Origin of the sequence: Janthinobacterium rivuli, from assembly GCF_009208735.1 — a bacterium.
Lineage (GTDB): Bacteria > Pseudomonadota > Gammaproteobacteria > Burkholderiales > Burkholderiaceae_D > Janthinobacterium.
This window is the reverse complement of record NZ_WFLJ01000002.1, coordinates 228,259-254,401: the sequence shown is the minus strand read 5'-3', so window position 1 is coordinate 254,401 and position 26,143 is coordinate 228,259. Positions and strand designations below refer to the sequence as shown.

The 26,143-nt window shown below is 51.5% G+C and carries 19 protein-coding genes; 6 read left to right on the top strand and 13 right to left on the bottom strand.

Going from position 1 to position 26,143, the window contains the following annotated elements; all coding sequences use genetic code 11:
- Window positions 1-17: 17 nt before the first annotated feature.
- On the top strand, window positions 18-533 hold the full coding sequence (locus GCN78_RS03675) for a hypothetical protein (RefSeq protein WP_152250464.1): 516 nt from the start codon (window positions 18-20) through the stop codon (window positions 531-533).
- A 43-nt stretch (window positions 534-576) separates the two neighbouring features.
- Here the strand turns inward: GCN78_RS03675 and GCN78_RS03670 are convergent, their stop codons facing one another.
- Window positions 577-768, bottom strand: a complete 192-nt coding sequence (locus GCN78_RS03670) for a helix-turn-helix domain-containing protein (RefSeq protein WP_152250589.1) — start codon at window positions 766-768, stop codon at window positions 577-579.
- A 193-nt stretch (window positions 769-961) separates the two neighbouring features.
- Here GCN78_RS03670 and GCN78_RS03665 point away from each other — a divergent pair, with 193 nt between their 5' ends.
- From GCN78_RS03665 to GCN78_RS03645, 5 genes are all read left to right on the top strand, one after another.
- Window positions 962-1,579 (top strand): hypothetical protein, encoded by a 618-nt coding sequence (locus GCN78_RS03665; protein WP_152250463.1) that lies wholly within the window; start codon window positions 962-964, stop codon window positions 1,577-1,579.
- A gap of 51 nt (window positions 1,580-1,630) precedes the next feature.
- Window positions 1,631-2,416 (top strand): hypothetical protein, encoded by a 786-nt coding sequence (locus tag GCN78_RS03660; RefSeq protein ID WP_152250462.1) that lies wholly within the window; start codon window positions 1,631-1,633, stop codon window positions 2,414-2,416.
- Window positions 2,417-2,620: 204 nt separating this feature from the next.
- Complete coding sequence (locus GCN78_RS03655; protein WP_226939443.1) at window positions 2,621-2,953, top strand: hypothetical protein; 333 nt, start codon at window positions 2,621-2,623, stop codon at window positions 2,951-2,953.
- Between the two features lie 252 nt (window positions 2,954-3,205).
- Window positions 3,206-4,183: a site-specific integrase gene (locus GCN78_RS03650; protein ID WP_226939442.1), complete on the top strand. Its 978-nt coding sequence runs from the start codon at window positions 3,206-3,208 to the stop codon at window positions 4,181-4,183.
- A gap of 144 nt (window positions 4,184-4,327) precedes the next feature.
- Window positions 4,328-5,524 carry a DNA-methyltransferase gene (locus GCN78_RS03645; protein ID WP_152250461.1) on the top strand — a complete coding sequence of 399 codons (1,197 nt, stop codon included), beginning with the start codon at window positions 4,328-4,330 and terminating at the stop codon, window positions 5,522-5,524.
- On the opposite strand, the gene GCN78_RS03640 is transcribed toward GCN78_RS03645, so the two are convergent.
- The 12 genes from GCN78_RS03640 to GCN78_RS03585 all read right to left on the bottom strand — a co-directional run bounded on the left by GCN78_RS03640 (window position 5,521) and on the right by GCN78_RS03585 (window position 26,085).
- Window positions 5,521-8,193, bottom strand: coding sequence for a DNA-directed RNA polymerase subunit alpha C-terminal domain-containing protein (locus GCN78_RS03640; protein ID WP_152250460.1), 2,673 nt, complete (start codon window positions 8,191-8,193; stop codon window positions 5,521-5,523). The two genes, GCN78_RS03645 and GCN78_RS03640, sit on opposite strands and share 4 nt — an antisense overlap.
- Before the next feature lie 5 nt (window positions 8,194-8,198).
- The gene (locus GCN78_RS03635) at window positions 8,199-8,582 is read right to left on the bottom strand and encodes a hypothetical protein (protein ID WP_152250459.1); all 384 of its coding nucleotides are present in this window, start codon (window positions 8,580-8,582) and stop codon (window positions 8,199-8,201) included.
- Window positions 8,579-10,564 carry an AAA family ATPase gene (locus tag GCN78_RS03630; protein WP_152250458.1) on the bottom strand — a complete coding sequence of 662 codons (1,986 nt, stop codon included), beginning with the start codon at window positions 10,562-10,564 and terminating at the stop codon, window positions 8,579-8,581. The genes GCN78_RS03635 and GCN78_RS03630 overlap by 4 nt, the downstream gene beginning before the upstream one ends.
- Window positions 10,561-10,779, bottom strand: coding sequence for a DNA modification system-associated small protein (locus GCN78_RS03625; protein WP_152250457.1), 219 nt, complete (start codon window positions 10,777-10,779; stop codon window positions 10,561-10,563). Before GCN78_RS03625 ends, GCN78_RS03630 begins: the two co-directional genes overlap by 4 nt.
- Window positions 10,776-12,860 carry a DEAD/DEAH box helicase family protein gene (locus GCN78_RS03620; protein WP_152250456.1) on the bottom strand — a complete coding sequence of 695 codons (2,085 nt, stop codon included), beginning with the start codon at window positions 12,858-12,860 and terminating at the stop codon, window positions 10,776-10,778. The genes GCN78_RS03625 and GCN78_RS03620 overlap by 4 nt, the downstream gene beginning before the upstream one ends.
- A 159-nt stretch (window positions 12,861-13,019) precedes the next feature.
- Window positions 13,020-13,847, bottom strand: coding sequence for an IS5 family transposase (locus GCN78_RS03615; protein ID WP_152250586.1), 828 nt, complete (start codon window positions 13,845-13,847; stop codon window positions 13,020-13,022).
- 279 nt (window positions 13,848-14,126) lie between these two features.
- Complete coding sequence (locus tag GCN78_RS03610) at window positions 14,127-15,374, bottom strand: hypothetical protein (protein WP_152250455.1); 1,248 nt, start codon at window positions 15,372-15,374, stop codon at window positions 14,127-14,129.
- Window positions 15,375-16,050: 676 nt separating this feature from the next.
- Window positions 16,051-19,671 (bottom strand): AAA family ATPase, encoded by a 3,621-nt coding sequence (locus tag GCN78_RS03605; protein WP_152250454.1) that lies wholly within the window; start codon window positions 19,669-19,671, stop codon window positions 16,051-16,053.
- Window positions 19,655-21,442, bottom strand: coding sequence for a hypothetical protein (locus tag GCN78_RS03600; RefSeq protein ID WP_152250453.1), 1,788 nt, complete (start codon window positions 21,440-21,442; stop codon window positions 19,655-19,657). Before GCN78_RS03600 ends, GCN78_RS03605 begins: the two co-directional genes overlap by 17 nt.
- A gap of 490 nt (window positions 21,443-21,932) precedes the next feature.
- A complete protein-coding gene (locus GCN78_RS03595) occupies window positions 21,933-23,126 on the bottom strand; it encodes a hypothetical protein (protein WP_152250452.1) in 1,194 nt (397 codons plus the stop codon).
- 729 nt (window positions 23,127-23,855) lie between these two features.
- The gene (locus GCN78_RS03590; RefSeq protein ID WP_152250451.1) at window positions 23,856-25,658 is read right to left on the bottom strand and encodes a DUF3631 domain-containing protein; all 1,803 of its coding nucleotides are present in this window, start codon (window positions 25,656-25,658) and stop codon (window positions 23,856-23,858) included.
- Window positions 25,651-26,085 carry a helix-turn-helix transcriptional regulator gene (locus GCN78_RS03585; RefSeq protein WP_226939441.1) on the bottom strand — a complete coding sequence of 145 codons (435 nt, stop codon included), beginning with the start codon at window positions 26,083-26,085 and terminating at the stop codon, window positions 25,651-25,653. Before GCN78_RS03585 ends, GCN78_RS03590 begins: the two co-directional genes overlap by 8 nt.
- Window positions 26,086-26,143 lie beyond the last annotated feature (58 nt).

The window sequence follows — 26,143 nt, the reverse complement described above, 5'->3', positions numbered from 1 at the left end:
CATTTCAAGGAATAAACATGAGCACCTTACCTACACTTCCTGGCGTAGTTACTTCCAACACCGCAGGCTTTCAAGCGGCATTTAAGCATGTCGGAACCAAGGATCGTCACGCATATGCGTTCGCGTCGATTGCGATCATTGCCTCTACCACGATCGAAGATGTTTTCAAAAAGGCCGAGGAACTCGGCATGCCTGCAATCGGCCCCTATAGTCACTGGATCGATGCGGATTTCCTTGCAAGCATCTTCGCAAAGTATGGCTGGGTGGCGACTGTGTGGAAGGAATGCACGGGTACGGCTACCTTGCCGGATCTCTGCATGGCGTTGGTCGACTATGACACCGACTGGGAAATGGGGCGATTTGTTGTAATCCATCGGGCCAAGGCGAGTCACGACGCAAAAATCGTGACCTACGCAATTGATCCTGCAGCAGATGCGAAGTTGCAGGTCCGTACTGACCTTGATGTGCTGCAGCCAGCCTGGTACATCGGCGTACATCCGATGGGAAAGATCGCATCATCGACGAAGAAGTAACCGGACGTTCGTCTATCTAGCTGGATAAAGCGTCCGGCTTTAGCTACTCCTGCGGCGGTGGGGGAGACAGCAATTCTGCCATGGGCACACCTAGGGCGCGTGCGATGCGCTCGATATTGCAGATTGAAATGTTTCTCTCACCGCGTTCAACGGAGGAAATGTAATTCTTGTGCAGCTCGGCATATTCCGCAACCTTCTCTTGGGTTAGCGATTTGGCGAGGCGTATGCGTCTCATGTTGACGGCGAAGAGCAGCTGCGCAGCACATTTTTGGGTTTGGAGGCTTGTCACAGGCGAAGCATCCGTTTTTTCGATGGCTAACTCCACCCACTTTGAGTTTGCTTAAAATAATTTCCATGAGACAATAAGTAAACTCAAAGTGTTATTTTAATGTTTGGCTATTCTTGTGTTCCTCATTAGGGAGATTCAATTGGCAGCAAAAAAGAAAGACGATAGTGACCTGTATATCGTATTGGGAATGGTCCTTTTCATACCATTTCTTGTCTTCGCATGGAGACATTACAGCCGACTAAAAAGGGATTTCGCGGCCAGCACTTCATCGCAGCGTATTTTCGATACCGCAAGCCTTTGGTATCCGCTAGGTCTCGGGGGCGGCCTTACGGCCGTGTCGGCATACCTGATCCTTTCGCTTGCACAAGGGCCTTGGTACCTCAGCGTCGTCTTGGCGCCTTGCCTTGCCTTCCTGTTCCTTTACTTAGGCCGACAAGTTGCTCGTTGGCTCGCAGCAACCTATTTTGGTGTCCTAGTCGATCCCTTGCAGGACAGGGTGCTGCTTCCATGCGACACGGCCAGTTATGGAATTGCTGACTACATCAGCTTTCGCTTCCTGAAGGATATGGGCACCGTAGACAGTGTTCCGTTGTCCGCCATTACAAAAATCACCCGCGAGGCCGGCAAAAGCCTGTACATACACGGTGCATTCGGTTCGCGGGCAATGACCTTCACCAACAAGCAAAAACGCGATGAGTGCATTGCTGCTATCGAATCTGCGTCCCGTCGGTCAATCCGTGCAGGCGGATTTGAGTAGCGAAAAAGGCCAATGCGGCAGCCATTTTCAACGTTATCTATGAGGAGTATCATGCAACTGAAAGCGACAACGGGCCGGCTGAGTCGCCGGAGAATTCTATTTTTACCCGCCATGTATAAAGTCGTCGGGGTAGCGATTACTCTTGGTTCTGCCTGCATATTTTCAGCATGCGGCCAGTCGAAGCCAGGTGCTTCGGATATAGAGCCGTATGTAATGGCAGAGCTGTCGAACTGCCCATTATGGTCAGTAAGCGATGTTCGCAAGGTGGATGGAATTGCAACCGAGGATTCCTATCAGGTCGATTTTTCAGCCAAATTAACTCTAAAGGCAACGCCTGAGGAAACATCGCGTGCGTATGTGGCTCATGAACGAGATACGGCCTATCTCGGCTGCCATCTTGTCATTTCACAATTGGTGGATGTGCGGCTCCGAGGCTTACCAACGAAAAAGTATGATATCTCTGGTGCTGGTGAGCTAGTCAAATCAGAGAGTGGCTGGCGGTTAAAGGGTGAGCTGGTGCAGTTAGCATTTAGTCGGGATGCCGCTGAATGGGCGGCAGTTAGTGAAGCTCCTAACCGTCCGGAACTTAAATCTTCCACTGCTGCAGTAAGGCCGCCTGCGGGAAGTGAGCAACAGGTCAATGATCAAGACACTTCAACTCAGGTCGCTCCTTGTGTAGATGCAAAAATGGTGGCTTGGGACAAACAGCATTCCAGCGAAGTTGATCAAGCTGCGGCGGCCGCCAGAGCCGCTGGGGAAGAGTTTCGCTCCAGCGCTGGCATGGAAGAGCTTGTACGGAACGACGCCATAGCTGCTGCCACCTCTGAATGCAAGTAATCTCACCGTATTTGCCAGTCCCCGCAGTTCCCTTCCAATAACAGCATCGTTACGGCAAATGATGCCCTCAATGAGGTCGCAGGCAGGTCAGAAAACACTCTGACTTGCTGTTCCCTACCTCCAAATTAGCAAAAAACGTGCACCTCTCTTCTGTTGAAGCTGTGGTACACGCACGTCCGCAATTTCTTAACATCAAAGGTCGATATGAAAAATTTTCACAATGAACGCTCGCTGACCAGCAATGCCGGGCAGGACGTTACACATGATTTTCCTAAATTTGCTCTAGGTGCTACCGTGGCTACGCCTGGTGCTTTGGATTTACTTGATCACGCTGGAGTGAATGCTTCCGACTATTTGGCTCGGCATCAGTACGGGGATTTTGGATCTATCTGCGCCGAGGATACGCAATCGAATCTTGATGCGATCAAACATGGACTGCGCATATTTTCGGCCTATGATATCGGCAAAGTCCGTCTTTGGGTCATCACTGAGGCAGACCGGTCGGTCACCACTTTGCTGCTGCCCAGCGAGTATTGAACTCCGCGTATTTCTTTCAGGGTGCGGAAGCCAGTATGTCAGCCTGATCGCTTACAAACTGAATCCTTCAGATACTCCATCTATCGTTCTGCATACCCCCAGGCACTAGCTGCCACATCGTCATTCCACTTACCTCTGCTGCAACCGTAGGAGATTCCCGCACCAATAGGTGTCGCCGCTGCATGGAAATTGATCTGTTTGCAGCGGCTCACGCTCCGCGCGGCGACTCGGCAGAGCGCATCGAAAGCAACTATGAAAATCTCAAGCAAGCCCTCCACGAATTCATCAAAATCAGTCCAAACTGTGGGGTCAGTCAAATCGCCGCAGGCGGCACCATCAGCGCTCGTGGTGAGTTACTCCGCAGCGGCGCAGTCAAACGCCACCACGCGGGCCTACGACGCGGACATTCGCCATTTTAAGCAGCATGGTGGAGCCATACCAGCAAGCGTCGCGATGGTCGCTGAATATCTGGCGAGCTTTGCCGGCACTTTGGCAGTTGCCACTTTGCAACATCGCCTTATCGCTATCCACAGGGCACATGTCGATCAAGGGCTGGAATCCCCCATTAAGGATTACTTGGTCAAGCGAACGATGCAAGGCATTCGTCGAACGGTCGGGGTTAAGCAGAGGCGAGTGACCGCTTTAGTAAAAGATGACATGATCGCTATGATGATTCACATCGACCAACAAATGGCAATGAGGGCGGCACGAGACAAGGCGCTAATTTTGGTCGGATTTGCAGGCGCATTTCGCCGGTCTGAGCTCGTCGGACTTCGATATGAGGACATCACCTATCACGATAGCGGCGTGGAGTTATTACTGCGTCGTTCCAAGACCGACCAGGAGGGGGCTGGGCGGACAGTGTTCATACCTTGTGCGCGCGGTAGTTGCTGTCCGGTCAAGGTTTTGAAGAACTGGCTCGTATTAGCTGGTATCGACAGCGGACCACTCTTCAGACCGATCAATCGGCATGACAAGCTGGTCGGATGCAAGGCGCTCACTCCACAGTCTGTGGCGTTGATCGTAAAGGCCGCTGTGAGACTTACGGCAGGCGACGAGGCAGCTGAGATGGTAGCTGGGCACAGCCTGCGGGCGGGCTACTGCACGGAAGCGGCGACAGCGGGACTTCAGCCATATCAGATCCGTGAACAGACGGGCCATCGGTCTGACATCACGTTAGAGCGTTACATCAGGCCAGTCGCAAAGAGAAAAATCCCGGGTTTACTGTAGAAGATGAGCCTTCGGCGGACTTAATTATGCAAAATACCAAATGGTCCTTGCATACATAGACCTGAGCGCGCGACAATTACATTTTGTAATACGAAAACCCGTCTGGCGACTGTATTACGCAATCCATACTAGGCGAAATAGAAAATGGCAAGACCCCTCACAGATGTGCCAAGAGAAACGACAGCGTCGCTACGCCTGAGTGAAGTTGAAAAACAAACGATTACGGATCGAGCGAAAGAGCGAGGCTTTAGATCGCTTAGTGAATATTTCCGATTCCTTGCTAACGCGGACGCGAAAACAAAGACGAAGATCAGATCTCAGCCCAGGATAAAACGCCCTCTTACTAAATATCACAAGACCAATTTGGGAACCATGTGGAATGGTGACTCGCTAGATTGGATGGCAAAAGCGGAAACCGGCAGTGTCGATTTGATTATGACTTCGCCTCCATTCGGATTGGTACGTAAAAAAACGTACGGGAACGAAGACTCGCATATGTATTGCGAATGGTTTCGCCCTTTTGCAGAGGCATTTTGTCGCGTTCTTAAGGATCAAGGCAGTCTTGTGATTGACATTGGTGGCGCGTGGAAATCCGGATTACCTACTAGAAGTCTCTATCATTTTGAACTTCTAATTATGTTGTGTGAGGAATATGGGTTTCATTTATGTCAAGAGCATTACTGGTGGAATCCGTCAAAGCTACCAACGCCCGCCGAATGGGTAAATATCAGGCGGGTCCGAGTAAAAGATGCGGTCAACTGTGTCTGGTGGTTATCGAAGACGCCGTTCCCTAAGGCTAGCAATCGCCGTGTTCTTGCGCCATATAGCGACCGTATGAAGGATTTGCTTAAGAATGGATATCAAGCGAAGACACGGCCGAGTGGTCATGTGATAAGTGAAAAATTTGGTACTGATAACGGAGGTTCTGTGCCTCCCAATTTGCTTGCGATCGCAAATACGGAGTCTAACGGTCAGTATCAAGATTTCTGCAATGAGAATGGCGTCGAAATACACCCAGCGCGGTTTCCGGCACTGCTGCCGGAATATTTCATAAAAATGCTCACCGATCCGGGGGATCTTGTATTTGACCCGTTTGGCGGTTCGTGCGTTACAGGCATGGTAGCAGAAGCATTGGAACGCCGGTGGGCATGTGTAGAGCTAAATGCAAGCTATCTGGAAGGTGCAGTTGGGCGATTTGACGGTGACGTGAAGAGCATAGCGAAAATGAAACCGTCGTCATACACAATCCATACGCCATGCGCCGTGCCCGTCTCGGACGCAGATACACCACTAGCGGCTGATGGTGGCGAAGCTCGCCCCCCGACTTCTGAAACCGCTTAGTTAGTTTGGAAATCGGCATCGTCGCAACCATCGTTCGCATCGTCGGACGGTGGAGTCCACCGAGATCTTACGTCATCAAAATTTGCGCCGATTTGCCCAGCTAAAATATTGCTGACAAACGTTCGTGGTATTGACCGCTCGGCTAAAGCTTCCGCCATTGCAGCACATTCATTGAGCGTCATCCCACCTAGACCAGCTTTTCGTATTGCTCGTTTCACAGCCTCAACTGCGGTTAGGCGACGCGGATCACCCCAGCCAGGTAAGAAAACATACTGTCCTTTCGCTATGGCGCATCGACTGCTTCTTTGAGCTATTCCTAAAATGATTGCTGGATCGCCAATTCTTTCGACATGCTTGATAATCGGGTGTAGCGCGCCCTTGAGTTCAGAAACATGTAAACCCTTACCGCGTAACTCTAAAGCATTGGTGAGTGCTTCGATTAGTTCTTCGCTTTCGCTTGTTGATAATGGCGAGTCGCGTGAGGCGAGACCCCACAGACCAGGGCCCATGTGTAATAGGTCTCCAGCCGGCTGAATTTGAAAGTAGCCGCTCAATCCACGGTCTTGCGCAATTCGCTCCCTGATCTCATCTGAGTGCATCGGGCGGCCTTCCGTGAGTAAATACGAAACGATAGCTTGATGTACGTCTATACGATTTGCGGTTCCACGGGCGCCGGTCGATCTCGACGCCCAGACCATTCTCCCAAGGTCAGCAAGGTTTCGTGAACGTTCTAGAGCAATTGAAGTGACGTACTGATTCAACCTCCCGCCAAAATCAATGCCTCGCTCCTCAATTGCCTCCGTGATTTCCCGAGCATGCCACTGCTTTTGAGTGTCAGCGCCAACAATGAGATCTTCTGCTTCTGCAATCAATAGGCTGCATTCAGCATCTGACAAAGGGAAGTGTTTCCTTAGTCCGTAAACTCCTCTCCCAAAAAGAAGTCCAACGTTCAATGCGGATTGATGTGCTCGTCGCACATCTACCTGTTTGCCATAGCGTTCATTACAGCGCTGTGATATCTCTGAATAATGAAGTGGTTTGTCAGACTCCGTTAGGACAGCCTCTACAATTCCCTCGGCTCCATAACCATAACTTACTAGCACCTTGGCAGTGCTGTCGCTACTTTGATTGGCAAAGTTCGCCCACCGGGTAGCTTCAGACCATAGCTCGGTACGGAGTTCTTCCCCTGGGCCAATTAGTAATGACTCAATAGAAGCTCGGATGTCGAGTTCTTTAGGAGCACGATCCACGGCGGCTACTAAAATTCGACGCGACGTTTTTACCTTCTCGTCCCATATATTTTGCGTGAGTTTAGAAACAAAAACCTGTCCCCTCACCCGTACTAGTGAGAAACGATTTGAGGTGAAGCGATCTAAAATGTATTCGAACGCTTGCTCTTGGAGCTCTACCCCTACAAACCACGGGTCAAGGATCTCCAAGCCAAAGAGTGGTAAGGGCTCTTGACGATTTTCCAACATTCTTTCAAGTCGTGGTTCGATATCCCTCGACCAAACTAGATGACGATTAATTCTCGCGATGCACTTGGACTCTCTTTGACGAATTCGCTCGCGTGAAACACCAAATTCTTCTCCTATTTCTTGCAATGTACGCGACCGGCTACCTATGCCCATACGTAGTCGCATTATTTTGCACTCTGAATCTCTCAGCAGAGAAAATCCGAGAGCTAGGGCATCCGCGAAGTTACCTGAATTGTTGTCTATGATCTCGGCGGCTGCTTGATTCTCGTTGGTATCCTCCTGTTCCTTGGATGTCTGCAATAATTTTGCAAAGTGAGTCCCCGTGAAACTTGAGCGACCTGAGTTGAGATATATGCGAACCAGAGGGGAAGATGGACCTTCACGAAATGTCAGAATAAGTTTCTCGTTTATTTCCTTGAGCGACTTTCTACCCATTTTCGGGAATTTTAAGATCGCCTCAGCACCTATATTCGCCAAGTCTTCGATCGTTGCTATGGAATTTTCGCGCATGCAGTTCTGGGGGCGAACTGACAGACTGAGCACTGAGATCGGGAGCGATAGTAGCCATGGTGGAGCATAACGAAGTTGATCCACAAATTGTTCTTCGTCAGGTTCACAGCCAGAATAGTAGACATAACGATTCCAGCCCATTGTTTGGCGAAGCTCTGGCGTTAGACCATGCTCAAGGGAGAGATAGGTTTCTTCGTTGACTACGCCAAACTTCGCTGCAGCGTTGGCTTGCTCTGGATTTTGACGCGACAATTCATCATACCAATGCTCGTCGATAAATAGGTCGCGCCGTCCAAGTGGCGGGGTGGCTCCTACAAGTCTTGCTTGTGGAATTATCGAAAGGCCGAGTTCATCCGCCGTCGTTTCATAGCCCCATCCGGTAAGCGAAACGTAAAATGGAATTCCTTCAATTTCGCCCGCTGGACATGGGGCGACGATGCAAGGCGAAGGGAGAGCAAAACGCGCCGATTCGCTTATAAGAACTCTGCCTTTCCATTGATCGAGTAGTTTTTCAAAGGCTGCAGTGTCCGGTCGCCAAAAACCAACGTGCACAACAGCCCCTTGACTAAGGGCGGCGAGCTCGTTCCAAGCGGCGAATACCGAACCAAGCTCACGATGAACTGATATATTCCATTTGCGTTCGTCGAGGCGTACAAGTAAAAAAGCACGTAGTTGGCTCACGGTTGTTAGACGCCATCCGATCGAGCAGCTTCTTCGAGAATCGCGCCGAAATCTATTTCCCCATTTTCTGAGCGCCGGCCTAGTTCTGTAACGCCCCACTCAGCGAGTCGCTCGACCCACCGATAGATTGGGACTTCATTGGTATCCATCAGAGCACGGATCGCCGTCGCGAATTCTCGATCGGGATCAATTGTGGCCACGCTGTAAATAGTTCCACGTGGCGACGGGGGATCGTTTGGAATTACACCATGAGCGAGTGCCAATGCTATTCCGAAACGGTAGGCGTCTGCCATGTCGGAAAAATGACCATCTTCCTTGAGACGTTCTAGAACAATTTTCGTCTTTTCACTCAGGCCGATCATAGTCGGCTCTTTCAATGGTGTGATCATGAAATTACCTTTTCAATCTTCGAATGTCTGCTGTTAACTTCTTTTATTTCGTACGCAGCGCCGATTCGCTCCGCGATTGGCGATAGATCGGTCTCTTTTCGGATCTCACCGTCGTGTACTAATAAGATTAGTTGGCTTGTTGTCGTAGGTAAGTAGCGCAATATGTTTTCTCGATGCGTTAGGTCTAGTCGCCCAAACGGTGTATCCATCACCACCGGTCCTGCAGCACGACCTGTACGGGCAAGGCCGTCGATCAAAGATAGTGCAACAATTTGTTCGGCGCCAGCGCTTCGCACCGTTACCTTGGCGCCTTTTTCATCGAGGATGGTGAGTCCATAATTTTTGTTGATCTCTAGCCCTTGGTATGCCTTCTGAGTGGTCAATTTCTTGAACGACTCCGTAGCTCGCGCTTCAACTTCGCCCCGCAGATTGTTGCGAAGCCGCTCAATGCTTTCCCCAAACACCTGCTCTAAAGTTGTGTATACGCGCACCATGGCCGTACTCCGACTAGCCCTGGCTTGGGGAAGGTTTTGCAGTGCCTTAGCAATGATCGCCAATTCCTTCTTGGCTGAATCAATATCCTTTTGATCCGACGAAATATCACCCGCAATTTGTCCCTCTTCGCGGAGCAATCCATCACGTAAAACTCGCTTTCGCGCGATGTCCGCAACATCGTGCCCTTTGATCTCCTCGCTAAGTGCCTCTGCATCGTTCTCCACTCGGGTGAGCTGAACTCCCAGCTTGCGATTTTCAGCATCAATTGCCTGAATTCTAGGGCCAACACCAGGTCGAAGTAGCTTAGTAATTTCCTGAATTTCAGCAGACACTCGCGTAAGGCCACCACGGTCCAATGTCATCGTGCGGAGGAGGGATTCCACGCCGCCCAGTTCAGTGCCAGCAATGGTTCTCCCGTTTTCTGGGAGATCTTGCCCACAAGTCGGGCAGGAAGAAGTGTCAAGTATCTTTCGCAGATCGGACGCGCGAGCCTCTAGCTTGCTGCGTTCATCCATTTGACCTGTTATCTTAGATTGCTCGCCGAAAAGGAAAGCTTGTTTGACTGAGAGTTTGGGTTGGAGAAGGTCGCGCCACGCATCGCGCAAAAGGGCTAGCCTTTCCTCAGCCAAGGCCTTTTGCTGAGCAATAATTTCCTTTTGTCGCTCTTTCGCGAAATCCAGGCGGATTTTTGACTGATGCACTTGATCAACCTTTTCAAGATCGTCATCTAGAGTCGTTCGCTCAAGTTTAGTCGCGGCTAACTTTGTTTTGAGTGACTCCATATCGTTCTCGAAGGTCTCTAGCTTCGTTTGCCAAGATGCTTGGCGATGTGCTTGGCTTTCTAGACCTGCTACATGAGAAAGGTCCTTTGTCTGTTGCTTTTGCGCACCGCGAAGCAGTGTTGCCGCCTCATGGCGGCCGTGCACGAGTGTTGGCACTCCAAGAACCTGTTCAATAGCATCCTTGATGAGCTTTCCTTTTTCACTTCCTTCAATCAGCAATGTTTCATATTCTTGGAGCAACTCGCCATCGAATAGAAAAAAACGAGAAACTTGCTCAGGCGCGAAACGATTTATTTCGGCGTCGATAAGGTGGCCTGATACGGCCATATTGTCCTTCTGGAGCATGAAAGCTACGTCAAAATCTTCAGGCCTGGATGGTTGCGCAACATGAGCGCGTTTGCTAGCCCTTCTGCGTAGGTCATAACGGTGACCATCGGCTTCGAATCGGACGCTAACCTCCATCGTCCATGACCCTTCCAGAGCAGCTTCTCGGTTGAGTAGTTCGTTAACAGGCAGTTCGCTGAGGTGACGACCAAACGCTTTCCCATAAAATACCCACCGTATCGCGTTCAATAGGCTTGTTTTCCCCCGCATATTGTCACCGAAGACTACCATCACATTTCGTGTTGGGTCCTGCGGAAATGTGAGCGTAGTCTCACCTTTATACGGCATGAAATTTTCAATCGTTAATGAAGTGAGTTTCATACTGCAACTCCGTTATTCTGTGAGTGTCCAATATGATCTTCAATTAAGCGCTGCAATTCCTGCATTGATACGTCACGGTCTACATCAAATTGATGAAGTCGTTGAAGGGCGAATACCTTTCGCAGCAACTCCTCAGGTAAATCGGAGCCAATCTCTTTTGCAACAGATAGCAGGGTGCTGAGCGCCATATCGTTGGAATCTGTGGAATTCATCATTCAGTATCGTCCTCTTCAATTCCGATTTCAAAATTGGATTCTGGGTCGAATCCGAGTGTAGTTGCCATCGCCCGCAGATCAGCGCCGGCAGTTCTGTTTATTGCAGAATTAGCGAATTCGATCGCCCGTAGAAACTCGCTCTTAAGTAGAGAAAGCTGATCTGGTTCATTTTCCAAGTTCACGGGTACAACGATCGCGTCATGAATTACGGCTAGGTACTTGTCTCTTGAACTTCTCAAAACACGCCCGCGCCTTTGGATGAACTGTCGAGGATTCTGAGACGAGGCGAGGATCATGGCATGATCGATGGATGGAATATCGACGCCTTCATCTAAGCATTTTATCGAGACCAAGACTCCGCCGAATGTGCGAAACCAAGCGAGGGTGGCAGCACGATCACCGGCCATCGCACTGTGGTATTCGACTGGCTGAATTCCAACGTCACTTAGTGCTTCCATGACATCGCGTAATTGTTGGCCGTCCTCACAGTACACAAGCCAGCGTTGGCCTTTCACATATGAATCGCGAAGAGTGGTGGCAGCCAATGGAATCTTTCCAATCGCTTTTTTTGCAATTCTGGATCGTTCGATCAAGAGCATTTTTGCTTTCTCTGAGAGCGTCCGCACGCCTATGGAATCCTCACCGCCATTACGCATCTCTAGAAAGATCCTGCGCGTCAACACCTTCCAGCGCTCAGCTTCCTCAGATGTTAGATGCACCGGATGAGGATGGTATTCGTACTCTACCAAGCGCCCTGAGTGTATTGCATCGACTAGAGTGATAGGTGGAGGGATAACTGGACCAAAGAATGCAAATAGTCCTGCGGTTCCATCAGGATCGCCATAACGTACCGGCGTTGCACTAAGTCCAAGTCGAGGGCCGCTATCAATCCGATATATTCGAGCGTTAAACGGGCTTCCGACTTGATGGCATTCGTCGGCAACAATCATTAAATGCTCTCCTCCATGAGTGCCAACAATGAAATCTTCAGTAGCCGCTGTTTGCATGGTCGAAAGAATAATGCGGGGACCTAGATCGATGGCGGGATCCGTAAGGCTACGAAGACGTCCGGAGCGTTTCCATCGATCGTTTCCAGAACCAGCAAGAAGCAACGTCGCCTCTGGCAATTCTTCACGAATCTCAGATGCCCACTGCTCAAGGAGAAGAGAACTGGGGACGAGAATGAGTGCAGGTTGACCTCTACTAATGTGTTCCTTAATCGCTAGCAATGCAGTGAAAGTTTTGCCACTGCCAGTCGCGTGCTCGAAAACACCGCGACACCCAGCAGCTTTCCATGCGTCTATCGCCGCAGCCTGGTGCGGCAACGCTGTTCGTTTTTGAACGACTATCTCTAGATTCGCCATTTCCACTTCATCTATCCCTCCTAACGCTACGATTTCCAAACGTCGCTTCGCAGCTTCTGGAAATGGTACGATTTCGATTCCGGGGACCTTGCCATCCCAAAGGCGTTCAAAGTACTTGTCATGCCGATCTACACGCTCTGCGTCGCCACTACTTTGCCAGCTGCAGAAAACCTCTATAGCTTCATGGTTCCCGCTGTTGTGCCATGCGTTCCAAGTCTCGTTAGCCGAACCTAGGAAGCTTACTCGGTTACCATCCTTGTCATTGAACACGCCCATTTTCTCATGGTAGATACCATGCGCCTCTGGCCTCAACGCCAACCGAATATCGAGTGATCCGATTCCAATCAAAGTCGCAAGTACACGCGTCCGGTACGCCGAGCGATCTGATGCGAGCAGTCGATCAATTTCTGCGACCATGAGTGCACTGACATTTTTAATGCGGGTTTCGTATCCGGACTCGATACTTTCCAAATCTTCGAAAGTCAATGATGGTGAACAGATGAGGCGTATTGTTCCTCCGCGCCGAGCAAATTCAATTGCAGCAGTTCCAATAATCAAGTAAATAGATGAGCGAAAGTATCCTACCGCTCGTTTGTAATTGCTGGATTTTTGAAGGCATGGACGATAGAATTCCTGCACTGGATCTGAGTCACCAGTCCTATACTCAGTTAGGAAACGGAGTCCTGACAGCCCATCTAAAAGTTCTTTAGTAGCCATGCTGGTCCTATGCTGCAGACATATCGTTCACCACTTTAGATAAGATTTGTATTAATAGCGGTCGGTAAGAGTGATTGTCGCACCTGTAGACTTTTTTGCAAAGTCAGTTTGTTCATCGATAGTCTATACGGCTGGTGTATTTAGAGACGGTTTAATAACTTAGCGGAAATTTAGTCGATGCAGCAGTAACGATCCCATGGCCAGGTAGATCATGTGTTCCGACACGTCAACGCGCTGTTCGTAGTCGCGCACCAGGCGCTGGTAACGCATGAGCCATGCGAACGTTCGCTCGACCACCCAGCGCCTTGGCTGAACAGCGAAACCTTGCTGCTCCTGCAGACGGCGCACGACTACCACAGTAAAGTCGAGAAACGCGGCCTTGTCCATCAACTGTCTGGGGTCGTATGCCGCATCCCCAAACAGATGCTTCACCCACGGCCAGCGTTTGATCAAGCCATCGAGCACCATCTGCGCGCCAGTGGAGTCGGCAATGTCGGCTGGCGTCAGGTTCATCGCCAGCAAGCGACCATCCGTGTCGACCGCAATGTGGCGTTTGCGCCCGCTGAGTTTCTTGTTGGCGTCATAAACTCGCGTTCGCGCGCCGGGTGCTTTCACGCTCTGGCTATCGACAACACCGGCACTCGGCAGCACCTCCCGCTCATTGCACAAGCGATCAAGCATCACGGCCAAGTCATGAATGGTACGAAACAGCATGCGCCGCATCAGCCGCCGAAACCAGTAATAAACCGTCTGATACGGCGGGAAATCATTGGGCAGCATGCGCCACTCGCATCCGGACCGTACCATGTAACGCAACGCATTGATCACCGTGCGCAAATCCGTCTTGCGAGGTCTTCCAGTCTTCGCTTGCCTTGGCAGCAGCGGCGCGATCAGACACCACTCTTCCTCTTTCACATCTGTGGGATAGCCACGTTTGAGTGCCGTCCTCACCTGCTGATGCCGGCTTCGATTCTCTTGCGTCCACATCATCAATCGCTCCAAAACATCAAAGATGCTTTGACCCGAAAGTTGATATGAAGTTTTTAAACCGTCACTTACCACACGAAAGTAGAAATCGCTTTGGCTAGCGAAAAGCCACCATTATCGATAGTTAGCCGCTCAATTTTTCGCTAGATATTCTCACTCTTCATTCGATTACCTCCCGATGAAAATGGCGTTTTTCGATGGTTACCTGCAGAGGTGCTGCTCCGGTTCTCAAACTCTGTGTATCCTCCGTTCAATGCATCGCCTGCTCAGCAAAACGCACTACAGCGGTAAATCCTCCAGTAAGCATCGCTCAAGCCATGTTTGCATTGCTTCATCGACTTGCTCCTGGCGTTGTCCATCGATAGTCTCGAGCAATTCAACAAGCAATGCGCTGGGCAGTACAAGTACAAGCTTGCGCTCCCGCTCCCCGAAGTAGATTTCACGGATTTGAACCCAGTTGGCGTCGGAAATCTCCAATGTGCTCGCATGGGGCACTAGGAAGCCAATATCACCGTAATGGGCATGATTGAGGTAGGACTGGACTTGCCTGAAATCTTGCGCCTCTGGTTTGGCATAGTTTTTTACCTCAAACACCAGCATGCTGGCGCGGTAGTCGCGTAGTAGCCGCGCAAAGAAGGGGCCGCTGCCGTTGTTCCTTGCAACGATGTCACGCCGCGTCGCCTTGGCGCAGTTAGGCTTCACATGAATTGGCGCAAGTGCATGTCCAAAGAGAAATTCCAGGGCGTCCGCGACCCATAGCTCAAACGCTTTGGCGTCTTTAGGACCACAGTCTATGCCACGCAGTGCTTCGGCCAGTCGCTGACCATCGCTGCTGCGTCTGAAACACTCACTGCAAAACATCTGGTAGACGAATTCAATCGTATCATCGAGCAGGACGCCGGTCTCTGTGGGATCCTCGAACAAGGACGCATCCACATCTTCGTACCACACAGGGCGGTATCCCGTAGCCTGGGCATACGTTAGGTCATTCACGGCTCGCAGGACGCGCTCCATCGTCCAAGCACCGCAGACAGAATACTTCAAGTAGGATTGGTCGGACTGAAACACTGTGTACAGTGGCCACGCGGGATCCACCAGCACAGCTTTCCCGTCCCGCGCACCGCGCTGCAACGCCTGCTTGAGGGCATCCGAAAGTGGATCTGTCTTGTCGCAGATCGACATCGTTACCCGCCCGGTGACGTAGGAGCGACCATAGGGATCAGCAAAACGGAGCATTGCTGACCAGGGCGAGGTCACCGCAACCGCATCGAGTACGACCAAATGAACCGATCCCGGCTGTACAGGCTCGACCAAGGTGCCGAAGTGTACATACACAGGCCAACAAGGCTGGGCTAGCGCCGTTTTGGCGGACAACCCCTGGCATTCAGTAGCAACATCATCTCCGATAGATAAACCTGCATTACGTATTTTTAGCCCGGTTTCAAGTATGTCGCTGCTGTTGTCCTGGATTACCACATCACCTGTGCGGCGCTTCTCCGCGTCATTATCATCAGGCTTATCTATCATAAACCACTCCCTAACCATCACAAGCTGCGATATCCACTTCACCTCGCGGAGGCCATGACTGCCTACATGTGGGCAGTCATGGCTAAGCTACCTTATGGAAATGGCTATGTCCAGCGGAGGGTTGCACCTTTAGGCGTTCGCAGGCATAGGCGCTGGTAACTCGCCAATAATCCGGGCACAGCACCGAGGCCGGCAGGCGTGACGGCCCGCATAGCACCAGGCAGTGGCGAGAGCACCAAACAATCACATGTCTGCATCCTGCGCTCCTGCAACCGCCCGTCCCTTTACTCCTCACGTGACACCAACTGCCGTCTTCCGTAGTCAATACGCGGTCAGCCAGGTGGAAGTCGCGGTCATCGTGCCAGGCAGCGAAACACTATGTTCGTGTTGAGGTTATGCTGCAAGGCCAGCTATGCCATCGACACTCCTGGATCGCACGCCTGTTGCGCCAACTTACGTTTGAGCTCCAGCAGGTAGTTTATGCTGCGCCGGCGCTTGTCGTGTTCAACTCCATTCTCCAAGATTGCCTTCACCAAAATTTAGTGGGACAATCTTGCGACTGGTGCTATTCAATGTTTAGACGATGCTGGCTTTACGCTTACGATTCTTACGACCGCCAACCCAGACATGCTGTAGCCCTCAATCGCAGTTCAACTCGACATTCAGTGAGAGTGTGTTAGCCAGGAATCTGACTCACTAATGGCCCTTCGGAGCCAATCGCTGAAAATCTATAGAATTTTGCTGCGTCGCCCATGTGCCTGAATTTCTGTCGCGCTAGTTGTAGTAGCTTCTCGTCGCATGTGGATATGACGAACTGTCGTTGGCCTTCCGGTGAGCTTTGCAACCCCAATATCAGGTCCAGTAGCGCATACGTATTCAGATCATCGAAGTGCGTCACGGGATCGTCCATCATGATCGAGGAGAATCCAGACCAAGTCTGCGAACTACAGGCAGTCAAAAACAGTCCCAGAACAAGCGTCTGCACCTGCGATTGACTGAAATAGTCGGTAGGCCGCAACTCCTTGCCTTTTCGGTGCACTCGGATGCTGATGGCAGAATCCTTGCTGGAAACTTCAATTTCACCAAACCCATAAACTGGCCGCAACCGCTGTTGAATCACCGCAGTCCTTGCCCCGTATTGTTTAATAAAATGCTCAGTTGCGACCGCTTGCTGGCTGCCTAGCAGTTTCGTGACGTCCTCGAAGTAACTAACCCATGGCTCAACCTTTCGGGCGCGCTCGTCAGCCTGCTCTGCGGCCTTCTCGCTGACCAAAATTCGATCGCGCATGTTTTGGAAGGCGGCGGAAGTCGCAGCCGTATCTACTGCCACTTCGATGTCGGCTACCCGGTCACGTAACTGGAGCGCGATCGTTTCGCGCTCCGACGCATCTTGAATGCGCCGATGCAACTGCTCATCACTAACCTCCCTGTGCAGTCCACCAGCGGTCAGCGCTGCGACAAGAGACTGTACTTTGGTATCGTATGCGTTCAAAATCTGAGCTGCCTCTTGATGGCCCGTACGTGCAGCTGCTAGGGTTGCCTTCGCAGCTGCGTGAATGGACTTCTGAGTATCTAGCAAGGTGCTGGCATTTTTGATAGACAAGCCCTCTTGAACGAGACGTACCTCCAGGTCGCTCAGTTGCGCGGCTAACGCCGGTAGGCTTTCCGAAAGATTGACCGTACCACGACTCGCCTCGGTAATAAGCTCGTTTAGCTGGTCTTTCACCCCCTCCAGCGCAGTTGTGGAAGCTTGGCGTTCGCGCTCTAATACTTGATAGTCATCTTGAGCTTTGGCGAGGGTAGCGTCTGCGGCAGCTAGTAGTTGCCGTGAATTGTGGACGGAGTTCGCAGCGAGATTTTCCGCTTCATTGACCTGAATGCTCATTTGGGTAAGCAATCGTGTCGTATCGTTCGATAGAGATAGCCCAATCGAAGTTAGCGCCGACGCATAGGCCGTCCGCTGCCGCTCAAGTTCATCACGCTCAACCATAGCTTGGTTTAACTGCTGTTCGTATTGGCTCAACTCGTCGGTCAGGACATTTCGCGCAGCCATCTGCGTCTGAAGTTTTGTCCTTTCGGTAGCAAGAGTCTCATTCAATTGAACAATAAGATTACTTTGAGCCATCCGTCGGTCAATTGCAGCCAAAAGCGCTTCTAGACTCCCATGATTATGACCGCAGAGCAGGCAAGTCGCGCAATCTACGTGCGTGCGGAGCTCGGCAATAAGATTTTGCAGCCTAGTATCGTTGGTTTTGGCTGAGCTCAGTTCTTGCTCTACACGAGCAACTAAGCGTTCCTGCACAGTGACCGCCTGTTGTGCTTCGCTCAACCGCAATCGCGTCGCGTCTGGCAATCCTTTCAGCTTAGCCTCAATGGCTTTTGCTGCCACCAATCTTGGTTCCGTCTGTGCCCAGTGACCGGCCTGTTCTTTAATCCGATGCACGCGAGCCACGGCATCTTCCGCAATCTTTTGTGAGGCAACAAGTCGCTGTAACGAGGCTGCGGCATCTTGCCGGGCTACCAACGCGTTAGACTGGTCAACTCTTTTCTCGTTAAGAAGCTGGTTGAGTTTGGATAGACTTTCAGCTACCGCTTGATTCTGTGCAGTCAGTTGTGCATACTCCGGTTGGACCGAGGCTGCCCATGTGAACCAATCCCGTTGGTTCTGCACTGACTGTTCCTGTGCTTTGAGTTGAGCAACCTCACTTGTAAGTAGACCGAGGCGCTCCGATGCTTCGTTGGCGCTCGTCTCAGTTTCTTCGACCTGTGCCTTACGTTCATCGAGTTGGGCGCGCATTGATTCACGTTGCCCATCTAACGTTTTTAAGGCCGCGACATGCTCAAGGGCTTTAGACACCCTCGCGCGGGAACTGGTGGCTTCAGTCGCGGAAGATTCCAACATTGCACGAAGGGCTCTTGTGTCGCGAACGCTGATGCCAGAAACGTCGAACCCGGATGCTAAAAGCGTCTGTTCTAACTCAGTGAAGCGAGCATCAAGCGCGTCCGGCGATGTACCTGAGGAGGCAATGCTTTCAAGGCGTTTTAATTCCCCCCTTTCTGCTTCAATCGAGTTGTGGGCGCTTTGAAATTGCTTCCGTGCCTCAGCGAACGTCTGCCGAGCAAGCTTAAGCACATCCTCGGCTTTTTTCAAGCCGCTAACATAGTCTTCAAACGCGAGCATGCGAGACACGATGTCTGAAGGCAGTTCGCACTTTTCTGCAACGTCACGAGTAAGCTCTTGACTGTCCTGGCTGAATAAGTGGGTAGCGCGAAATAGAGCTACCATATTTTCCACCCTATCGGCTGCGGCTGGAGCACCGCCAGTCAACAGACTCAGAACATCCTTTCTCGAAGTGACCTTTCCGTTTACCTGTGCATTGTTGTGTTCCGCTAAATTGCGAGTGATAACGTGCTGTGTACCTTCACGCTCAAGCGTAAGTGTGACCACGGTCGACTCATCACCACTGTCTAGATGCTTCGCTGCGGTTGCTAAGCCACCGCTGGTCTTAGCAAGTCGGCCAACGCCACCAGTGACTGCAAAGTCGATGGCGTCGAAAAATGACGTCTTACCGAATCCGTTGGGACCGTAAAGGATGGTGACAGCAGATCCGAACTCAAACTCCTTCCTTGTCCGATAGGCCCGGAAGTTTTGTATGGATATTGCTTTGATTGTGCCCTGTGCACGCTCTTCGGTGGTCGGATCCGGATGCGCCTCTGCTGACGTACTCGTGACTTTATCGGGTACGCCGTAGAGTCCTTCAAGACAAGCGCTAAAAATCGAACTCGCGCTACTTTGCGAGGGTACAACGAGTGCCTTCGCCAGCTCCGCCTTTAAGCTGCGCTGTCGAAGTAACGTCTGGGCTGATGGTGGGCGCGTCTGTATCCCTGGCGTGACAGGAGACAGGGGGAGAAATGGCAACCTGGCGAGGCTGCCTGCAAGGTCGCGGTTCAGATGAACGACATATTTTCTGCAGAAGTAAACATCGACCTCGACGCGAGAACTGAATGACTCGTGCACTGTAGTTTTCTCTGGAACACAGAATACGAATGACACATCCTTCGCCGACCACTCTCCGGTTCGCTTAAGGTAGTGCTTCTTGAACGCATCATAAAGCGGTTCGTAATCAGCTTCGTCGCCGACCGCAAATGCCGTGACTGCATGGCTACGCAGCATCAAGAGCACGGGTAAGCGATCCTCGCTAAGGGCCTCTTCTACGAAGGTCGCTTCGACCATAAGAGATGATAATGTGTCGCGTAGCTTTAAAGGTAAGGCTAGGACTTCAGGAGATTGCAGCATCGATTGCCTTCTTTAGTTCCGCCTCGTTGGTGGAGTCTTTGTATGCTTTGAAAACGTCGCGGTAGCTCACGCGAATGACTGCGCTGGTAGGATCGGTAATGTTGAGTTCCTTGGTCGGTTCAGCGACTTGGTCAAACAATGGCCGCATCCTTGGGTCCCACGAGTTATTGTCTTCGTCGCGACTAACCAATAGCAATTGACCTCGGTGCTCTGGCAGCAGGCTTAGGACATGCTTATCGCACTCTTCGTGGCTTCGGCCGATCACGGCCACAACTTCTATGCTCGTGTCCCCTGTCGTGATGGTCGCCTGCGACCCTTTACCGTGGTACGTCACCGAATATTGCGCTACTTCGAGAATTGAGAAGCTATTCAGAACATGCTTTACTGCCTGAGATTGAGCTCTGCTCCATTTGTCAGATGAGCTAGCTGTCTCTGGAGCGGCGATCAATATCGTCTTGCTTAGCGCGTCCGATGGCAGCCAACGAAGCGCGGTCACTGATTTTTGATGTGCAGCTCCAGCAGCACCAGCCAACGGCAAATCAGGATACTTAACTTGCAAGGATTTTTTTGAATCGTCGAGTTCATCATTGACCCACTTTACGACTGCAGGAACAACCCCAGAGGGAGCCCTAGGATCTTCCGTACCTGGGTATGGGTGTACGGTTGCGTAAGCAAGTGCAATTCTTCTGCCTGCTGCGCCTGGTGGCAGGGCCGAAGGGTTCAGTTGACGGAATGAGTGGATGCACGCTCCACGTTCTCGGAATACTGCATCCTTGAAGTTTTCCAGTGGGTTACCAGGTCGCTGAGACTCGCCGCCCGCGCAGAAAGTGGGGATATTCTCTGGCTTTATAAACTTATCGGTTGCAAAAATCAGTGCTGACTGACCGTATTGGTTTGCTATGCCCGGGACGGTATTCCCTGCCACGTTCGCCATTACTAAGCACGTGCCTTCACGAAGAACACCGGGAAACTGCATCGGATTGAAGAACGGCTGGACTTGACTCAGGAAGGAACCGTGCGACGGTCCCGGATTGCATTGCGCTACGAACAGCCATGTGAGTGGGAGCTGTGCTTCCTTTGCGGCAGCGGTCCGCTCGATGTCCTGCAAAAGCCACTCCCATACGCGACGTGCATCCCTGACTCCAATCCAGTCAAAGCAAATGAGGCTTGCAAATCGATATGGTAAGTGAGTGTCGGCATATGTCCCTTTAAATAAGTAGATGGATTGACCCTTGAACATGGACTGATTAGGAACTTGAAGTTCGATGCCCGCAGGCTCAATCTTGGTCTGAATCCAGCAAAGGACGTCACCAGATGCGATCTTTGCCCATGTTGCGCAGCAGTTGACCCATTGGTCTGGGTTGACGCGATCTAACGAACTCCCCACATCGTCATGTGTTGTGCCCGGCCTCTGAATTAGTTCACCGAACTGCTCTCGTGTTAAACCCTCAAACCCTCCAATGACGATCGTGCCCACAGGCCAACTGTTATCGGCCATTGCGGCCGCGATGCGGTCGAAGCCGTCAAGGCCAGGAAGGGTGCATTCTGGAAAAATGGTGAAATGGGTTTTCTCGGCACCGTGTGCGCATTTGCGGGCCACGGCGAGCGTGGCGTCGATACCTGTCAGTGCGGCAATTCGTACTGCGGGCGTAAGAGGAAACGGCTCCAAATGAACGAAATCGACATACGGCTGCGCGATAACCATTCCGACTTCTCCGCGCGGCAACCGTACTCCAAGCTGACCGATGTCAATCTCAATGACCTGAATCAAACGCCCCTCCTCACTATTTTGCCGAATTGTTACTGTCACACGTCCCGCAGCGAATTAACCATGTACCGAGACCGATTTGGCCGATTACGGTACAGATCATCTATTTGGGAAGCATACCATGTTGCTAAAATGGAAAATGCATAGATTGTCACTGCGGCAGCAATTGTCGACGCGGAAAACGACAATTGCCGGAATTCGGCCACGAGATTCCGTTGACGGCTGAGTCAGGGGCAGCGTTCGGGTTAGGGGAACTGGCGCTACAGCGCTACAAAATTAGTCCTTCCGTCTATTAAACATCAGTTCGTCACCTGTAGCACGGCCACACGAGTTACCCCTTCCGGCGTTCTTTGCGCTTTCGCATGATGAACTCTGACAGCGAACCACCCATGCTAAGTGAGAGAGGGATGCAGGGAAGTTCCCTGCATCCCCTCAATGGAACCCCAGTCATGATACAGGGAGAGCGCCTATTCGGGGATGTTCGGAGCCGCCGCTACGCCGCTACGTTTCTGCACAGTGCTGCTGCGAGAGCCGCCTCGTAAGCATCGTCCAACCGCTCACGTAAATTTATCCAGTTCGATTCGCAAAATGACCAGGCAGCGTGATCGTCTGACGGATGAAAATCGCCGGGATACACCAATATGTCTTCCAGTTCGAAGCAGCGGAGCTTTACGTGATTTTTCCAAGGGATATCTATGTCGATGCGGGCATGCGCAAGAATAGGCTTACGCAGCTCGTAAAAGCGCTTTTCCGGGTTGGCACTTCCGACGACGGTCTGCGATTTGCGTGGGTCAAGCGCGGGCGTGGCAAGGTACCCACGCAGTACTGCCTCCTCGGTTGGCGTCAAAAGCTTAAAAACCTCTTCGCGGGGCACTTTGTGACGCAGGCACACTCCGGTCAGGTGCAATGTCTTGCGGACTGTAGCGTTGAAAATCTTCTCGTATAAACCCCGGGCGTAGGCACCCTGCCACCGATGCAGGCTGCACAAGAGGTATTTGCGTAGAAACGGCAGACCCAGCTTAGCTTCAATACGGACCAAATAGGGCGAAGCTTCTCCGATTGATTTCCTCGGGGCGCCATTAACCCACTCACAGTGACTGAAATCGGACTTAATATAGGCGGTCACCGAAAAATCGCGTCCGGGCAGGACTACTGTATCATTGCCGGTGCTAAAAGTAAGGCAGCGATTCCCGTATAGGGCCTTGCCAGTAGCGGTCATGGCTTGAATTAATGCGACTGCGTATTCGGGCTCTGTGAAAGCCAAAATGAAAGTAATAGTCACACCATTTAGCTCCATATCAGACGTGGTAAGTAGATCTAACTGCTCACGCGGTAGACCTTCCTGGGCAAGCCAGTTACGTTGCAAACATAGTGCCGCGACGCCTGCGGCGAAGACGCTCGTTCCATGCACAACATTCTGCCCGGCGACAGCGTTAGGAATATTGATCTGCGCCTCAATCTTATCTGGTACGAGCCAGTCTGTCAGTTCATCAGTTCCGGGCGCGCAGCGAACTACCCATTTGGTCATTGTGTCGACCATGGAGCTTGGTTGGTAGGAAGGCTTTGTGTACTGGCTGGACAGTACACCCCATGGATTGCTTACGTTGCAGATTTGCGCCGGTATATCCATGCGAAGTATTTGCGGTATCTTCTTTAGACACAGGACGGTTTTGATGGTGTCGGTCATGATTTGCTTTCTGTTGAACTAAGGGCCAATCCTTTACAGCATGTCATTCAAGGTCTTTGGATCGGCGGTTGAGCGCGCGCACTTATCTGAACGGCGCTCTACTGCGTCGAAAGATTGACGGCGGACGTCGTCTATCAGAGTTCAAACATGGTTCTTACAGGTTTCAAGTCCGCAGTGGATCAACGCGCACGTTGCAAACACTATTAGGCGTATTGCCCGTGTCGGTGGTGTGCAGTCATGAAGTGGCCCCAAGGGATAAACCCAAGCTCTCTGCAGCAGTGGCGAGATGGTATTTCTGACTGGTGATCTGCAGGTTGTCGACGGTTTGATCCATGCTCGCAACCGGTGCAAATTGCTGATGCAGTGGATCGTTGCTGGATGTGATCTGGTGCTGTCTGGACCATGACAACTCGAACTCTGACCGATCATCATAGAGGGTATAGTGGTTAAGTTGTTCGTTTGAAATTGGTAACTGGTACCTGAATATGTGTGGTTTATATAGTGAGCATATTCATGTGAGCTCATGAGATCGATGGGTATCCCTTGACCTGAAAAACAGGGCTCTGAAACGCTGTAAGGAGGTGTCTGTAGTTGCATTAATGCGTCAGGCAGATTAGTTTATGGAAGGGCCACAGCGACTTTATCCTCAGAATTAAGTGGCTGCGGCTGTTGTTCTTAAGGGCTTAGCTTCTACGGAGCTGATCCTTTGTTGTGTAGCGGCGTAGCGGCTTACGACGTCAGCTTGGGTATATAGCGGGCAAAGGCATCCTCGAATTGGGCCAGTTCATATCCCTTTAACACCACGTCGGTACCGAAGCGTAAGTTCTTGCTTACGATATTGAAATCGGTCAGCAGGTTCGAGACTTCACGTGGTGTTATCGGCTTTGCATTCGCATACGAAGACCATGGACCTTCGCGATCAGTGCAGAGGATCCCGATTAGCGTGCTGGTGGCGAGCTTGCTGGTACAAGCGGAGTTGAAAGCCTTTTGGATATCTCGCAATAATTCTTCACCACCACACTTTATTTCGTCGTGACTTTTAGAAAGCGCATGTGCAGCCTGATATGCCTTTTCCAACCATCCACCACCTAAGCATTCGGCTATTGCAAAGAGCGGCTCCCAGTTGTCCTCATGCCGGTCGTTATCCAGATTCGCGGGTGCGGGCCGCGCGTTGGCGATACGATTGCGATTATCGTCTGCCCAACGTGCAATCTGTGCGCGTAGCGCTACGATTGCGTCGTTCGGAAGCGAGACGTACTTTGACACCAGTTCGTTTGGAAGTTTTCGCCGCAAATTAATGGTAATCGAACGGTCCGAGACGGTGCTGGGCATGCCTCCGATACCGGCGATTGCTTTAGCGGAAAAGGTTGAAAATCGTCTTATTTTGCCTTGCTCCATGCGTGCTACATGAGCGTGGGAGCGTGTATGGCCCGAGTTCAAGATCCCTGTCATCAGCTTTGCGCTTTCGCCCAAATATGTATCAGATTCATCAAGGAGCAACGTCGGACTATATTCGTCGACCACACGAAATAGTACTGCTGTCGTAATGTTTGACAAAGGATATGGCTTCGCCACCAGTCCAGCGAGTAGCGTCATCGCGGAAGTTTTCCCGCAACGCTTGATCGGCGAGCGGATGGCCAGCACAGGTGACACGCGTGCGACGTCAACAGTGTACGTAAACAAGATCCAGAGCGCTAGGGCGACGAAATCTTGGGCTGTCATCACGATGTGTCTTGCGAGCTGCGCGACCAGCGCACTCATCATCGACGGGCCGTTGATCGCGTTAGGCCAAAGCATAGGCGGGTCTGGTATATCTCTGTTCGCAACCTGGTTTGTATGAGTGTCTGCAAAATCTTGCGGCTCTGTTGCGTTAGCCACCTGTTCAACTACGGCAGCTGCACCGTGCAGGCGATACAGCTCATCAAAAGTGGGTGCGCCTTTCGGAACCGCGATCAGACCACCGACCAGGACCGCAGCGGCGGTTACGTTTCTCATGTTGCTGCGGCCTTCTATCCCTTCGTGCTTTCCGGCACAAACAACCAACGAGGCTTCTGGATAGGTTCGGTTAAGACTGAGTGCGACACTTCCGATGTTCTCTGCGTATAGAGCTACAGCGACACCGAACCCCGTAGCATGTTGAAGAACCATACCTGCGGCGAACGTTTCGACAACTAGTATTGTCGCGGAGGGGGCACCAATACGGCCGTAGCAGCCAGCCAGTCTGGCGCCGGGGATCAATACGTCTTCGTATACGCCACATACGTTGCGGACCATGGCCATCACATTAGTAGGGTGCTTTTCCGGCGAATAGATAACTATTGCAGTGGAGTAGTCGCATTGCGTTGGACCGAAGTAAGCATCATTAGCGAGGACATTCACTGACATGCCGTCCAATCCGTGCGCGCTCAGGTAGTTATGGTCATCGACATTGCAGGACATGTCTGCAATGACGTCAGTCACCCCAATGGACGTGGCAATGACGGTCAGGTCGCCCGCAGACAAGGGTGTAGAGGAATGATTGAGTTCAAACATTCTCGACTCCCTCGGTGGTCTCGTTGCATTTCTTTAATGACAGGCGCGGACCTGCCAAGATAGAGACGAACAACTTGATATCGAGTGGCGTGTTGGTACGGCTGGCAAGGGCGCGTGCGGCCAGAATAGCGTCCAACTCTGCCAGCAGCCAACCTACGGAACGCTTACCCAATCGAATCGCCGGCGGAACGGTACCATTTTTGACATCCTGCCAGTACGTCGAGTTTGCGCGGCCCATCTTCTTGGCGCTGGCCGGGAGGCGCAGGACGCTATGATCTTTGGTGTCGTGCATTTGCTGGATCAAAGTCATGTAAACCGGGGCGAGGGGCTTTGCCGGAACCTCCATAGCCCGACCATTCGTGGCTGATAACAGCTGGGGTTTCGTGGGTTGTCGCTCCTGCTTAATTTGTTTGGGGTTCAGTTGCATTTTGATCTCCATATCGAGCTCAGCGAGATGCCAAGCGATAAGGGAATTTTCACATTTC

What these genes read in the sequence shown, in the direction of transcription:
- GCN78_RS03650 (WP_226939442.1), top strand. Translation starts at nt 3,206, where the DNA reads ATGAAAATCTCAAGCAAGCCCTCCACGAATTCATCAAAATCAGTCCAA.
- GCN78_RS03655 (WP_226939443.1), top strand. Translation starts at nt 2,621, where the DNA reads ATGAAAAATTTTCACAATGAACGCTCGCTGACCAGCAATGCCGGGCAG.
- GCN78_RS03585 (WP_226939441.1), bottom strand. Translation starts at nt 26,085, where the DNA reads ATGCAACTGAACCCCAAACAAATTAAGCAGGAGCGACAACCCACGAAA.
- GCN78_RS03605 (WP_152250454.1), bottom strand. Translation starts at nt 19,671, where the DNA reads ATGCTGCAATCTCCTGAAGTCCTAGCCTTACCTTTAAAGCTACGCGAC.
- GCN78_RS03615 (WP_152250586.1), bottom strand. Translation starts at nt 13,847, where the DNA reads ATGTGGACGCAAGAGAATCGAAGCCGGCATCAGCAGGTGAGGACGGCA.
- GCN78_RS03590 (WP_152250451.1), bottom strand. Translation starts at nt 25,658, where the DNA reads ATGTTTGAACTCAATCATTCCTCTACACCCTTGTCTGCGGGCGACCTG.
- GCN78_RS03675 (WP_152250464.1), top strand. Translation starts at nt 18, where the DNA reads ATGAGCACCTTACCTACACTTCCTGGCGTAGTTACTTCCAACACCGCA.
- GCN78_RS03625 (WP_152250457.1), bottom strand. Translation starts at nt 10,779, where the DNA reads ATGATGAATTCCACAGATTCCAACGATATGGCGCTCAGCACCCTGCTA.
- GCN78_RS03645 (WP_152250461.1), top strand. Translation starts at nt 4,328, where the DNA reads ATGGCAAGACCCCTCACAGATGTGCCAAGAGAAACGACAGCGTCGCTA.
- GCN78_RS03630 (WP_152250458.1), bottom strand. Translation starts at nt 10,564, where the DNA reads ATGAAACTCACTTCATTAACGATTGAAAATTTCATGCCGTATAAAGGT.
- GCN78_RS03660 (WP_152250462.1), top strand. Translation starts at nt 1,631, where the DNA reads ATGCAACTGAAAGCGACAACGGGCCGGCTGAGTCGCCGGAGAATTCTA.
- GCN78_RS03670 (WP_152250589.1), bottom strand. Translation starts at nt 768, where the DNA reads ATGAGACGCATACGCCTCGCCAAATCGCTAACCCAAGAGAAGGTTGCG.
- GCN78_RS03620 (WP_152250456.1), bottom strand. Translation starts at nt 12,860, where the DNA reads ATGGCTACTAAAGAACTTTTAGATGGGCTGTCAGGACTCCGTTTCCTA.
- GCN78_RS03595 (WP_152250452.1), bottom strand. Translation starts at nt 23,126, where the DNA reads ATGACCGACACCATCAAAACCGTCCTGTGTCTAAAGAAGATACCGCAA.
- GCN78_RS03635 (WP_152250459.1), bottom strand. Translation starts at nt 8,582, where the DNA reads ATGATCACACCATTGAAAGAGCCGACTATGATCGGCCTGAGTGAAAAG.
- GCN78_RS03610 (WP_152250455.1), bottom strand. Translation starts at nt 15,374, where the DNA reads ATGATAGATAAGCCTGATGATAATGACGCGGAGAAGCGCCGCACAGGT.